11 protein-coding genes and 1 pseudogene are annotated in these 12,741 nt (G+C 73.3%); 2 read left to right on the top strand and 10 right to left on the bottom strand.

Features of this window, described 5'->3' with window-relative positions; genetic code table 11:
* The 8 genes from dnaK to GTY56_RS37000 all read right to left on the bottom strand — a co-directional run.
* Nucleotides 1-1,386 (bottom strand): molecular chaperone DnaK (gene dnaK / locus GTY56_RS37035; RefSeq protein ID WP_161369647.1); only part of this gene is annotated, 1,386 nt, incomplete at its 3' end.
* A gap of 67 nt (nt 1,387-1,453) precedes the next feature.
* Nucleotides 1,454-2,194 (bottom strand): glycerophosphodiester phosphodiesterase family protein, encoded by a 741-nt coding sequence (locus GTY56_RS37030; protein WP_161369646.1) that lies wholly within the window; start codon nt 2,192-2,194, stop codon nt 1,454-1,456.
* Entirely contained in the window at nt 2,191-3,483 is a 1,293-nt protein-coding gene (locus GTY56_RS37025) for a hypothetical protein (RefSeq protein WP_161369645.1), read from the bottom strand. Before GTY56_RS37025 ends, GTY56_RS37030 begins: the two co-directional genes overlap by 4 nt.
* A 122-nt stretch (nt 3,484-3,605) precedes the next feature.
* The gene (locus GTY56_RS37020) at nt 3,606-4,034 is read right to left on the bottom strand and encodes an OsmC family peroxiredoxin (RefSeq protein ID WP_033309150.1); all 429 of its coding nucleotides are present in this window, start codon (nt 4,032-4,034) and stop codon (nt 3,606-3,608) included.
* 78 nt (nt 4,035-4,112) lie between these two features.
* Nucleotides 4,113-5,843 carry a vWA domain-containing protein gene (locus GTY56_RS37015; protein ID WP_161369649.1) on the bottom strand — a complete coding sequence of 577 codons (1,731 nt, stop codon included), beginning with the start codon at nt 5,841-5,843 and terminating at the stop codon, nt 4,113-4,115.
* Nucleotides 5,844-5,899: 56 nt separating this feature from the next.
* Entirely contained in the window at nt 5,900-6,961 is a 1,062-nt protein-coding gene (locus GTY56_RS37010; protein WP_161369644.1) for an ATP-binding protein, read from the bottom strand.
* A 98-nt stretch (nt 6,962-7,059) separates the two neighbouring features.
* Entirely contained in the window at nt 7,060-9,138 is a 2,079-nt protein-coding gene (locus GTY56_RS37005; protein WP_161369648.1) for a phage holin family protein, read from the bottom strand.
* Between the two features lie 112 nt (nt 9,139-9,250).
* Nucleotides 9,251-9,652 carry a hypothetical protein gene (locus tag GTY56_RS37000; protein WP_102913940.1) on the bottom strand — a complete coding sequence of 134 codons (402 nt, stop codon included), beginning with the start codon at nt 9,650-9,652 and terminating at the stop codon, nt 9,251-9,253.
* Between the two features lie 82 nt (nt 9,653-9,734).
* On the opposite strand from GTY56_RS37000, the gene GTY56_RS36995 reads away from it, so the two are divergent.
* Together GTY56_RS36995 and GTY56_RS36990 are read left to right on the top strand one after the other, a co-directional pair.
* On the top strand, nt 9,735-10,508 hold the full coding sequence (locus tag GTY56_RS36995; protein ID WP_161369643.1) for an MBL fold metallo-hydrolase: 774 nt from the start codon (nt 9,735-9,737) through the stop codon (nt 10,506-10,508).
* Entirely contained in the window at nt 10,505-11,158 is a 654-nt protein-coding gene (locus tag GTY56_RS36990) for a DedA family protein (protein ID WP_161369642.1), read from the top strand. The genes GTY56_RS36995 and GTY56_RS36990 overlap by 4 nt, the downstream gene beginning before the upstream one ends.
* A 69-nt stretch (nt 11,159-11,227) precedes the next feature.
* Here the strand turns inward: GTY56_RS36990 and GTY56_RS36985 are convergent, their stop codons facing one another.
* On the bottom strand, nt 11,228-12,289 hold the full coding sequence (locus tag GTY56_RS36985) for an MBL fold metallo-hydrolase (protein WP_161369641.1): 1,062 nt from the start codon (nt 12,287-12,289) through the stop codon (nt 11,228-11,230).
* Nucleotides 12,286-12,741: pseudogene (locus GTY56_RS36980) on the bottom strand (pyridoxal phosphate-dependent aminotransferase); the annotation flags it as partial. The gene GTY56_RS36985 and the pseudogene GTY56_RS36980, both read right to left, overlap by 4 nt.

Genomic DNA, 12,741 nt, shown 5'->3' with positions numbered 1-12,741 from the left:
GACGTGCATGATGCCGTTGGCGTCGATGTCGAAGGCCACTTCGACCTGCGGGACACCGCGCGGCGCCGGCGGCAGGCCGGTGAGGTCGAAGACGCCCAGCTTCTTGTTGTACGCGGCGATCTCCCGTTCGCCCTGGTAGACCTGGATGCCGACGGAGGGCTGGTTGTCGGCCGCCGTGGTGAAGATCTCCGAACGCCGTGTCGGAATGGTCGTGTTGCGCTCGATGAGCTTGGTCATGATGCCGCCCTTGGTCTCGATGCCCAGGGACAGCGGGGTGACGTCGAGCAGCAGGACGTCCTTGACGTCGCCGCGGATGACGCCCGCCTGGAGCGCGGCGCCGACGGCCACGACCTCGTCCGGGTTGACGCCCTTGTGCGGGTCCTTGCCGGTGAGTTCCTTGACCAGATCGGTCACCGCGGGCATCCGCGTCGAGCCGCCGACGAGGATCACGTGGTCGATCGCCGAGAGCTGCACGCCGGCGTCCTGGACGGCCTGGTGGAAGGGTGCCTTGCAGCGGTCCAGCAGATCGGCGGTGAGCTCCTGGAACTGGGCCCGGGTCAGCTTCTCGTCGAGGTGCAGGGGCCCTTCGGCGGAGGCCGTGATGTAGGGCAGGTTGATGGTCGTCTCGGTCGAGCTGGAGAGCTCGATCTTGGCCCGCTCGGCGCCCTCGCGCAGCCGTTGCACGGCCATCTTGTCGCCCGCGAGGTCGACGCCGTTCTGGCCCTTGAAGCGCTTGATCAGGTAGTCGACGATCCGCTGGTCCCAGTCGTCGCCGCCGAGGTGGGTGTCGCCGTTGGTGGCCTTCACCTCGATGACGCCCTCGCCCATCTCCAGCAGCGACACGTCGAAGGTGCCGCCGCCGAGGTCGAAGACGAGGACCGTCTGGTCGTTCTCCTTGTCCAGTCCGTAGGCGAGGGCCGCGGCCGTCGGCTCGTTGATGATGCGCAGCACCTTCAGGCCCGCGATCTCACCCGCCTCCTTGGTGGCCTGCCGCTGGCTGTCGTCGAAGTAGGCGGGGACGGTGATGACCGCGTCGGTGACGTCCTCGCCGAGGTAGGACTCCGCGTCCCGCTTCAGCTTCTGCAGCACCCGCGCGGACAGCTCCTGCGCCCGGTAGCGGGTGCCGTCCACGTCGCCCTCGGCGGGGAAGCGCCAGTGCGCGTCGCCCATGTACCGCTTGACCGAGCGGGCGGTGCGCTCCACGTTCGTCACGGCCTGCCGTTTGGCCACCTCCCCGACCAGCACCTCGCCGTTCTTGGCGAAGGCCACGACCGAGGGTGTGGTCCTGGCCCCCTCCGCGTTCGCGATGACGGTGGGCTCGCCGCCTTCCAGCACGGCGACCACCGAGTTCGTGGTTCCGAGGTCGATCCCGACCGCTCGTCCCATCGCTGTCCCCTTCCGCCAGGGCGACGACTCTCCACACCATCCAGCACAAAACTTGAGTGCGCTGTTGTCAATGCCGCGATGGGGTGATCGGCCCGCGCAGGGACACCGCGCGCCGGGGCCGGTCGGTGACGAGCACGTCGACGCGCGGGTGGGCGAGGAAGGCCCGCATGAGGGTGTCGTCGTTGACGGTCCAGACCATGGTGAACAGGCCGTGGCGGGTCGCCTCGCGCAGCACGTTGGTCCTGGCCAGCCGCTGGTGGACGGCGACGCCGTGCGCCCCGCAGGCCCGGATGCGGCGGGCGGGGAACAGCTCGCTGAGCCGTGTGCCGGGCAGCCGGGCCAGGGCGAGTTCCCGGCGGTCGCGTCCCAGGGACAGGGCGGTGCGCACGCCGGGGTGGCTCCGGGTGACGGCGGCGACGGAACGGTCCTCCAGTGTGGTCACCACGAGCCCGTCCGTGCCGAGCAGGGCGACCGCCCGGTCCACCACCTGACGCTCGTAGCCGACCTCCTTGAGGTCGAGGTGGGCCACGAGTTTCCCGGCGATCAGCGCCATGACCTCGTCCACCACGGGCACGGCGTACCCGGCCCGCTCGCACAGCCCGGCATAGGTGAGCGCGGACAGCGGCGGTCCGGCGGGGCCGACCCCGGGGTCGTGGTAGACGACGAGGACCCCGTCCCCGGTGCGGCGGATGTCGAACTCGACGTACTCCGCGCCGGACCCGATCGCGTCCTCGTACGCCTCCCAGGTGGCGGGGCCGGCGCGCTCGGAGCCGCCACGGTGGGCGGAGACGGCGGGGCGGGGCGTCATGGTCGCCGGGTCCCGGAGGGCGAGCGGGGAGGCGGGACGGGGGCGAAGGCGTCGTCGGGCGCGGGCAGCAGCGAGCCGGAGCCCGTGCTGACCCGTCTGAGCAGGATCCAGCCGATCACGACCAGGACGACGAAGGGCAGCCGGACCGGCGCGTAGGCGGTGCCGTGGGCGCGCACGTCGAGGATGGACCGGTGCTCGTCGACGTTCGTGCCGTTCACGCCGAAGAAGGCCAGTAGCAGCGTCGGCGGCAGGGCGATCAGTGTGGCCGCGGCGACCAGGCCGGAGACGGTGCGGTCGCGGCGGTCGCCGCGTTCGGCGAGTTCGGCGTCCGGGGCGGCGGAGCGGGCGCTGATCACCGAGGTGAGGCGCTCGACCGTGCGGGCCGAGTTCTCCGGCTTGCCGCGGAGGCCGAGGGCGTCCCGCGGCGAGGCCTGGAACGCCTCCGGGACCATCTCCGGGATCAGCAGGCCGTCGACGTAGGCCTCGACGCCGAAGGCCAGGTCGAGCCGGAGTTCGTCGACGCCGGCGGAGAGGCGGGAGATCAGGGAGCGGATCTCGGTGGGCGAGTCGGTCAGGGCCTGCTCGTTGGCCTTCATCATGGCGAAGGCCGCCAGCCGGGCGCGCTGGAGCACGGACAGGGCGGAGATCATGCCGACCGCGACGAGGACCAGGCCGTTCCGCACGTGCGGGGCCCAGCCGGCCTGGACGGAGACGCCCCCCAGGGCGGACAGGGTGGCGCCGTGGTCGCTGACGTGGGGCGCGAGGCTCGCGTCGTGGGGGGTGGCGGGGTTCCAGGGCATCCGGCCGCGGTAGACGATCTCGTCCAGGAGGATGGCCTTGCGGGCCTCGTCGGCGCTGAGCAGTTCGCGCTGTAACCGGCCGCCGGGGAAGACGAGTTGGTGCACACTCTGGCCGTGGGCGAGCGGCCGTCCGCCGAGCTGCGCGGCCGGCGTCTGCGGGAGCGGGCGGTCGTCGAGCTCGATCCGCTCCCGGTCGAAGCAGGTGACGACGAGGATCCGCAACGGCGCGGGACCGAGGCCGTGGTCGCCGTACGGCAGCCGCAGCCGCCGGGGCGCGGCCTGCTCGTCGAGGACCGGGACGGGCAGCACGTCCTGGCTGGTCATCAGGTGGGAGGCGAAGCGGCCATAGGTGTAGCGGTCGACCAGGGCGCCGAGGGCGGTGTTCCGGGGGCGGAGCCGTCCGGAGAGGCTGAACGGCAGCAGGACACGGGTCCGGTCGCGGGTGGCGGAGTCGAGCACCGTGGCGTTGGTGGACGTTCCCGGCAGCATCGCGTTCCTTCCGGCCCGGCGGTTCGAGGCGTCTGGCTCCTCCCCCGGCCGGGGGTGGCGAACCGACGCCGCCGCGCGGGCCGCCCTGGCCGGGCGGGCCCGCGCGGCGGGGATGACGCAGGTCAGGCGAGCTTGGCGGTCAGCGTGATGGGGGTGGCCTTGAGGGCCTGGCTCACCGGGCAGCCGACCTTGGCCTCTTCCGCGGCGGCCTGGAAGGCCGCCTCGTCGATGCCGGGGACGGTGCCCTCGACGGTGAGGTGGATGCCGGTGATGCCCTCGCCGGGCTGGAAGGAGACGTCGGCCGAGGTGATGAGCTTGGTGGGCGGCGTCCCGGCCTTGTTGAGGATGTTGGAGAAGGCCATGGAGAAGCAGCTGGAGTGGGCGGCCGCGATCAGCTCCTCGGGGCTGGTCTTGCCGTTCGCCTCCTGGGCGCGCGAGGCCCACGTGACCGGCTGCTCGCCGATGGCACCGGAGGAGTCGAAGGTGACGACACCGTTGCCCTCGAGCAGGTTGCCTTCCCAGACCGTGTGTGCGGAGCGCGTGGTAGCCACGAGTTCTTCCTTTCGCATGCGGACTCGCGTGCGGGCCCGTCACCGGGCCCCGTGTCCCCCATCCGATCACACTACGGCTCAACTCACGCGGAAGACCTGTCCTTGGGCGGTGAACGGCAGCCGCGCACCCCGCGGAATCAGGTAGGCGTGCTCGCGCCGCACGCGCAGCACGTCGCACCAGCCGTCGGTGATGATCAGGAGGGGCGCGCCGGGCGGGAAGTCGTCGGCGCGGTGCAGCAGGTCGATGCCGGGCTGCAGGACGGTGCCGCCGCGACCGCGGACGCGGACCCGGCCCGCGATCTCGGTGACGGGCAGGTAGCCGGCGTCGTGCGGGGCGGCGTCGCAGAACACGACCCGGGCGGCCGGGACGTCCCTCGCCCCGGCGTAGGAGGCGATGGCACCGAGGGCCTTGCCGAGCAGGACGCGGTCCATGGAGCCGGAGGTGTCCAGGACCACGCCGAAGGTGCAGCGGGCGATCTCCTCGGGCGGGAAGTACCGTCCGGCGCGCGGGATGTCGGGGGTGGCCGCCTGGCGCCGCGAGGGGCGGGCGTAGGAGCGGACGGGCTCGGGGCGGGGCACGAACTCGTCGAACCAGCGGGCCAGTCGGGCGTCCCACGGCAGCGGCGGATGGCTCAGCGCGCGGATCTCCTCGACCAGGCCGCCGGGCAGGAAGCCGCGCTCCTGCCGCTGGTGCAGGTCGAGGCCCTGGGCGAGACCGCGGCGGTAGAAGGCGTCGAGGTCGACGTAGTCGCGGGGCGGGCCGAGCGGGCCGCCGAGGATGTCGCCGACGCCCTTGCCGCGCAGGGTGGCCAGCCGGCGTGTGCGGCGCAGGTCGCCGGTGATGCGGTCGTAGACCTCCTCGGCGGACAGGCCGGCGAGCCCGGGGTCGTACAGCAGCCCGTCGGGCATGCTGCCGACCTGCATCTCGGTCAGCCAGCCGTTGATGACGTAGTCGCAGGCGACGTTGAAGAGGTACGGGTCGCGGGTGCCGCAGCGGTCGCCGTGGCGCAGGGCGGCGTGCAGCATCTCGTGGGCGAGGACGAACCGCCACTCCTCGTCGTCGAACCCGCGCAGCGGATTGATGTAGATCTCGGCCGCCTCGGCGTCGACGGCCGCGATGGCGATGCCGTGGGCGCGGGCGACTTCGGCGTCGGCGACCAGCGTGATGCCGGACGCGATGCCGCCGAGCAGCGGGTAGGAGGAGATGAACCAGCTCAGCGCCCGCTGCCAGGGGCGCGGCCGGGGCACCTCGCCGTCCAGGCTGTCGCGGCGGCCGCCCGCCATGTCCATCGCGGCGGACACGGTGCGGGTCAGGGCGGTGGCGAAGGCCAGTTGCCAGTCGGGCGGCTGGGACCAGCCCGTCCACCGCGTCAGCAGCTGGTCGGGCTCGTCGCCGGCCGTGCCGCAGCGCTCGTAGACGGCGGGCAGCCCGTCGCGGCGCCAGCGGGCGGCGAGCTGCTCCTCGTCGCCGTCGGGGTAGGACGCGGGCAGGTGCTCGGGGGTCTCACCGATGCTGAAGCCGAGCAGGAAGCGGTTGACGACGGCGCAGCGGGCGGCGAGGTCGAAGCGGTCGGGCTGGACGCGTTCGCCCTTGACGGCCGGGACGTGTCCGAAGCCGAGGTGGAGGACGGCGTGGGCGAGCGCCCAGGCCCAGGCCGCTGGCTCGGCGTGGCGCAGCGGGTGGACGTGCAGGTCGCCGTCGGAGTCGACGACCACGAGCCCGTCGCGGGGTGCGAGACGGCACTCCTCGTGGCGGCAGACGTCGAACTCCACGGCCGCGAGGGCGGGGTTGGCCCTCAGCAGTCGCATTCCCTCGGCGAAGGCCTCGCCCGCGAGGTCGCGCTTCTTCTTGGCGGGGCTCCGGCTCACCGGCGGGCCTCGACCAGCCGGGGCATGTCCCGGGCCGCCTCGACGAGGAACCAGGAGGGCAGCACGGGGTTGCCGTCGCTGTCGGAGGCGATGACCGTCTGGGCGACCTCGACGGAGATCTCGGCGAGCTGCACCAGCAGGGACTTGGCGCGGTAGGCGGTCTGCCGGCCGTTGGCCGACATGTGCTCCTTGCTCGCGGGCAGTTCCTTGACCAGGCGGCCGCGGAAGGAGTCGGCGAGGTAGTAGAGCAGGTCGCGGTCCTCCGGCCGGTTCGGCCAGCGGGCGTCGCCCTTGACGATGGCGTCGATGCCGTACCGGCTGCGGACGACCTTGACGTAGCCGCAGAAGGCGGTCGCGTGGGCCGGGGTCAGCGTGCCGTGGGCGAGGACCTTCAGGGTCTCCTCGTCGAGGTCCCGGCCGAAGGAGTACAGGGCGTCGGAGAGCAGGTGCCAGGAGCGTGGCGTGGAGAACGGCTCCTCCGTCTTCGGCGGCCTGGACCACAGGTGGTCGGGCCGGTCGGTGAGGTGGTCCACGATCCAGGAGTGGATGCCGTTGTTCCCGGCCCAGGTCAGCCAGTCAGCCGCGGAGGCCTCCAGGTGCACGTGCGCGAGGCGGTTGACGAGCGCGGAGGCGATGGGCCGGGCAAGGGCGTTGTCGGTGGCGCGGTTTCCGGCGCCGATGACGATCGAGCCCTTGGGCAGCTCGTAGTTGCCGATCCGGCGGTCCAGGATCAGCGAGTAGAACGCCTTCTGCACGTCCGGCGTGGCCGCGTTGAGCTCGTCCAGGAACAGGCAGTACGGCTCGTCCCGGGCGATCGTCTCCGGCGGGCAGAACACCGAGCGGCCGTCGCGGATCTGCGGGACGCCGATGAGGTCCTCGGGGGCGAGCTGGGTGCCCAGCAGGCTCACGCACTCCAGGCCCAGCGACTCGGCGAAGTTCCGCACCAGGGAGGACTTCCCGATGCCGGGAGCGCCCCAGATGAAGACCGGCCGGACGGTGGCCAGGCCGAGCAGCAGGTCCGGGATGCGGGCGGGCGTGACAGTGACGGCTGCCTGCAAAGCAGCGACTCCTCAGGGGTGTCCGAGACGGACGCGCGGGTGTGCGGCGTCCGGGACGAACAGTGTGGGCGTACGGCCTCGGTGGGCGCAGCCGAATTTCAGGCGGCGCGCTCCTCAGCGGCGGCCTCCAGCGGCACCTGCGGCCCGTTCGACTCGCGCAGCCAGCGCCGCAGCACCCGGTGCACCTGCTCGGCTCCCACCAGTTCCTCGCCCGCGCCGACCGGCGCTGAGACGCCGAGCGGGGACAGCAGAAACGGTCTGCCCTGGGCACCGCCGAGGCCGCCGTGGGAGCCGATCTGCTCCTCGAAGGCGAGGACTTCGCCGTCGGCCGGGTCGTGCAGGGAGTTGACCATGATGTCGGCGGTGTGCGGGAACGAATGCGTGCGGCGTATCGCGTCGGCGGTGCCCGGGCCGAACGGGGCGAGCGGGCCCGTGTCGTCGTCGAGGTCGGCCAGCGGGATCTCGGCACCGTGCGCACCGAGGACGACACCGCCGTGCTCGTCGCTGCGGACCAGCAGGAAACCGATGCCGGGGTGGTTGGCGAGGGTCGGCAGCAGCGCCGGGTGGCGGGCGTCGATCTCCTCCTTGCTCATCCGGTGCGTGACGTCCGGGAAGGAGATCAGGCCGAGGTTGCCGGAGGCCAGCACGATCGGCTCCTCGCGGCGCCCGGGGCGGCGCTGCTCGCCCGCCTCCTCCACCGGGATGCGCAGCGCGGCGCGGACGGCGGCGCGGGCCTCGGCCCCGCTGCGGGTGTGTTCCGCCCGGCGCGGCACGGGCATGCCGCACCCGGCCCGTACCAGGTCGCCGAGGGTGAGGCCGTAGCGGGAGCGGAAGGTCTCCCCGGGGCTCTGGCCGTGGTCGGAGAGCACGACGATCCGGTAGGGGCGCGGGGCGTGCTCGGCGACGTTCTCGATCAGGGCGAGCGAGCGGTCGAGGCGCTCCAGGACCTTCTGCGCGTCGCGGCTCGCGGGGCCGGAGTGGTGGGCGACCTCGTCGTAGGCCACCAGGTCGGCGTAGACGGCGGTGCGGCCGGCGAGTATGTCGCCCGTCACGGCGGCGACGACGACGTCCCGCTCGACGACGGTCGCGAAGGCGCGGACCAGGGGGTAGAGGCCGCCGCGGGAGACGCGCGGGCGTTGTCTGCGCAGGTTGGCGCGGGTGGACTGGCCGATCTCCCGGCCGACCTCGGCGATGAAGGAGAGCGCCGTGCGCACGGCGTTGGCGGGGTCGGAGAAGTAGGCGAAGTAGCCGTCCCGGGAGCGGTTCTCCCGGGAGCGGCGGCGGGTGGCGATGGACAGCACGAGGGCCTGCTGCTCGGCACCGCCGCTGAACAGGTTGCCGCGGCTGGCGCCGTCGACGGTGAGCAGCCCGCCGTGCCCCGCGTACTCGACGGCACGGCGCTGAAGTTCGGCGGCGCTGGTCGGGCGGTTGCAGACGACCACTTCACGGGTGTCCTTCTCGTACCAGCGGAAGGCGGGGACGTCGTGGTTGCTGCCGTGCAGGATGCCGAGCTGGCTGGCGCCGGTCTGGCTGGACCAGTCGGTGCGCCAGGGGGTGAGCCGGTGGGTGGGGCGGCCGCCGTCGCCTATGTCGAGCCAGCGGGCGACGGTGGGCATCAGGCCCTTGCCGACCGCGTCCAGCAGGGTGTCGTGACCGACGCCGTCCAGTTGCAGGAAGACGGTGCCGGGGCTCGGCGGGCAGGGCGGTCCTCCTGCCCTGCGGCGGCGGTCGGAGAGCCGGTACAGCCTGCGGCGGTAGGCCTCGTCGTCACGCACGGCCAGGGCGGCGCCGGTCGCCGACGCCACGGCCGACATCACGGCCGCGACGACGACGGCGGTCTCCGGGGCGGCGGCACCGCGCTCGGCGGGATTGAGGTGCAGGGCGACCAGCAGCAGCGCGCCGTTCAGGAAGAACACCAGCAGTCCGAGCACGAGCGCCGGGACGAGGAGCAGGAGCCGCACGAGCAGCGGCCACACCAGGGCCGACAGCAGGCCGAAGGCGCCGGCGCCGAAGGCCGCCGTGACGGCGATGTCGGTGGCGCTGTCGCCGTTCTCCGAGCGGAGCCGGAAGTCCGGGAGGATCCCGGCGAGCACGAGCATGGTGACGGTGGAGACCGCCCACACGGCGGTGCTCCGACCCACCTGACTGGCGGCCCGCCGCCACCGCACGCCCCGCACGCCCAGCCACCTCACGTCTCCCGCCCGCAGCCGTCGCGGGCCCTCCCCCACAGTGTCTCAACGCCCGGTCGCGCCGTTTCGTCCCCCGGCCATGGCCATGGCCGGGGACGCGTCAGCGCCCGTCGTAGCCGGCCGTCGGCATCGACAGCCGCCGGTGCACGCACGCCTTCATCGCAGCGTCGTACGCAGGCTCCGCATGCCCCACCGTCTCGACGCGTACACCACGACGGGCGCACTCGGCGGTGAACTCCTCGACGGAGGCGAGCGCGCTCTCCAGTACCCGCCGGCTGGGGGCGACGAACACGTCGAGGCCGGGGCGGACGCCGTCCCACAGCGCGCCGTGGTCGGGCCGCAGTCCCCGCACGAGTAACTCCCGGCTGACCACGTAGCCCCGCTCGGCGGCCCAGCGGGCGCACATCGCGTGCTGACTGCGGGAGTCGACCAGGAACGGGTCGTCGTCGAGCTCCTCCAGCGGTGTCAGACTCGCGATCGCCGTGACCCGCACCGGCACCATGGCGCCCCCTCACCTCCGGTTTCGCCGCCGACCCTACTCCTGCACGTAGGCTTCGGGGGAGTCGCGCGAAGGAGGCAAAGAAGTGCCGGTGGAGATCACCTGGTGGGGTCACGCCACTTGCACCGTCGAGGACTCGAACGTGCGCGTGCTCACGGATCCCCTGTTCGCACGCCGGCTCGCACACCTGCGGCGCCGGCGCGGAGCGCTGCCGCCCCCGGGCGCCCTGCGGGCGGACGTGGCACTGGTGTCGCATCTGCACGCCGACCACCTGCATGTGCCGTCGCTGATGCGGCTCGCCGCGGGCACGCGCCTGCTCGTGCCCCGGGGCGCACGCCGGGCGGTGCCCGGTCTGCGCCGGCTCACGCACCTGCGGGTGAGCGAGGTGGCTCCGGGGGACGAGACCCAGGTCGGCGACATCGTCGTACGGGCCGTGCCCGCGCGGCACGACGGGCGGCGGCTGCCGTTCGGGCCGCACCGCTCCCCCGCCCTCGGCTACGTCATATCCGGCGAGGCCCGGACGTACTTCGCGGGGGACACCGGCCTGTTCGACGACATGGCCAAGGAGGTCGGGCCGGTCGAGGTGGCGCTGCTGCCGGTGGGCGGCTGGGGACCGTACCTGGGCGAGGGGCACCTGGACGCGGGCCGGGCGGCGCAGGCACTGGAGCGGCTGGCGCCGAGCAGTGCGGTGCCGGTGCACTACGGCACGTACTGGCCGATCGGCATGGACGCCGTGCGCCCCCACGAGTTCCATGCGCCGGGGGACGAGTTCGTCCGGCTCGCGGCCCGGCACGCGCCGGCTGTGGCGGTGCACCGGCTCGGGCACGGGGAGAGCGTGCGCCTGGAGGGGGCGCGATGATCTGGTCCGCGCCCGTGGCGCTGACCGGTGTGTCCCTGCTCGCGGCGTCGGCCGTCACACCCGCGTCCGTGGTTCCCGAGTCGACGCAGCAGGCGATCGGGTATCCGACGCTCTTTCTGCTGGTGCTGGCCGGGGCGTTGGTGCCGGTGATCCCGACGGGGGCGCTGGTGAGTTCGGCGGCGGTGGTCGCCGTGCACCGCACGGCGCCGTTCTCGCTGGCGATGGTGTTCGTGACGGCGTCGCTGGCGGCCTTCCTGGGCGATGCGACGCTGTACTGGCTGGGGCGGCGCGGTCTGAAGTCGAAGAACGGGTCGCGGTGGCTGGAGGCGATCCGGTCGCGGGCACCGGAGGACCGGCTGGAGCAGGCACAGGAGAAACTCGCCGCGCACGGGGTGGCGGTGCTGGTGCTGTCGCGGCTGGTGCCGGCGGGGCGTATCCCGGTGATGCTGGCCTGTCTGCTGGCCGAGTGGCCGATGCGCAGGTTCTCCCGGGGGAATCTGCCGGCCTGTCTGGCGTGGGCCGCGACGTACCAGTTGATCGGGATTCTCGGGGGGTCGCTGTTCGCCGAGCCGTGGCAGGGCGTGGTGGCGGCGATCGTGCTGACCGTGCTGATCAGTGCGGTGCCGGCGGTGGTGCGGCGGGTGCGGTAGCGCCGTTCCGGGTGCGGTCGTTCTCGGGGTGCGGGTTCTCCGTGGTTGATCGCGCAGTTCCCCGCGCCCCTACGACACTTGCAGCACCTTTGACGCGCCGACCGGCATGTCCCACAGGTTCTCCCGGGGCAGGCCCGCCTTCTCCCAGGCCGCGCGTACGCGCGTGAGGGGCTCCATGACCGGTTCCGCCGACAGGACGAACGTTCCCCAGTGCATGGGGGCCATCCTGGTCGCGCCCAGGTCCTGGGCCGCGCGGACGGCCTCCTCCGGGTCGCAGTGCACGTCGCGCAGCCACCAGCGGGGGTCGTAGGCGCCGATGGGCAGCAGGGCCAGGTCGATGCCGGGGTAGCGGCGGCCGATGCGGGAGAACCAGTGGCCGTAGCCGGTGTCGCCCGCGAAGTAGACGCGTTGGCCCTCCTGGTCCGTGAGGACCCAGCCGCCCCAGAGGCTGTGGCAGGTGTCGGTCAGGCTGCGCTTGGACCAGTGGTGGGACGGGACGAAGTCGAAGCGGACGCCGTCCAGTTCGGCCGCCTCCCACCAGTCGAGCTCCGTCACGCAGGTGAAGCGGCGGCGGTGGAACCAGCGCGCGAGCCCGGCCGGGACGAACACCGGTGTGTCGCGCGGGAGGCGGCGCAGCGTGGGGGCGTCCAGGTGGTCGTAGTGGTTGTGGCTGATGACGACGGCGTCGACGTGCGGCAGGTCCTCCCAGGGGACCCCCACGGGGGTGATCCGGGCCGGGGTGCCGAGGATCCGGCGCGACCACACCGGGTCGGTGAGCACGGTCAGTCCGCCGATGCGCAGCACCCAACTGGCGTGTCCCGCCCAGGTGACGGCGACGGTGCGGGCGTCGACGCGGGGCAGCGGGGCCGGGGCGCAGGGCAGCCGGGGGATGTCGGCGAGACCCTCCGGGCCGGGTCTCACCGCGCCCTCGCGGGCGAAGCGGGCCATGGCCTTCAGGCCCGGGAGCGGCGCGGTCAGCCGGTCGTGGAAGGTGCGCGGCCACACCCGCCGCTCGGCCAGCGGGCGGGGTTCGGCCAGGGGCGGGTACGGGGGCGCGAGGGGGGACGGGAGCGCGGGCTCGTCGGGTGCCCGGGTGGTCGTGCCGGCGGTCGACTCGGACTGCTGCGTCATCGAGGAGGCTCCCATCCCTGAGCTTCGTCGCGGAGATCGTCGAAGACCGACTTCAGCCGGCTCAACGCGCGGTGTGCCTGCGGCAGTTCCAACGGCGTGGGGGAGGTGAGGCATTCCGCGCGTTCCGCGTCGGAACCGCCCACCAGTGCGCCGGTGGACAGCCGCACGCGCGGGGCTTCGAGGTCGTCGCCGAAGCGGTGCCCGCCCGGGGCGGGCATGCCGAGGCGTGCGGTGAGGAAGTCCTCCAGTTCCTGTGCGTCGCCGACGCCGTGCGCGGTCAGCGCGGGGCGCAGCGGGGCCAGGTCCGCGTACAGGTGGCGGCCGCAGCGCGGGGGCCGGGCGAGGGCGCCCGCGGCGACGACGGTGGTGTGCGCCTCGGCGGCCAGCAGCGCGTGCAGGCGCACCGTGGCCGCCATGCGCGCGGTGACCGGTTCCGGCTCCCCCAGGGCGTA

Source organism: Streptomyces sp. SID5643, from assembly GCF_009872555.1.
In the GTDB taxonomy this organism is placed as follows: Bacteria; Actinomycetota; Actinomycetes; order Streptomycetales; family Streptomycetaceae; genus Streptomyces; species Streptomyces iakyrus.
Note: the sequence above shows the minus strand (reverse complement) of the source record. Positions and strands in the feature narration are given on the sequence as shown.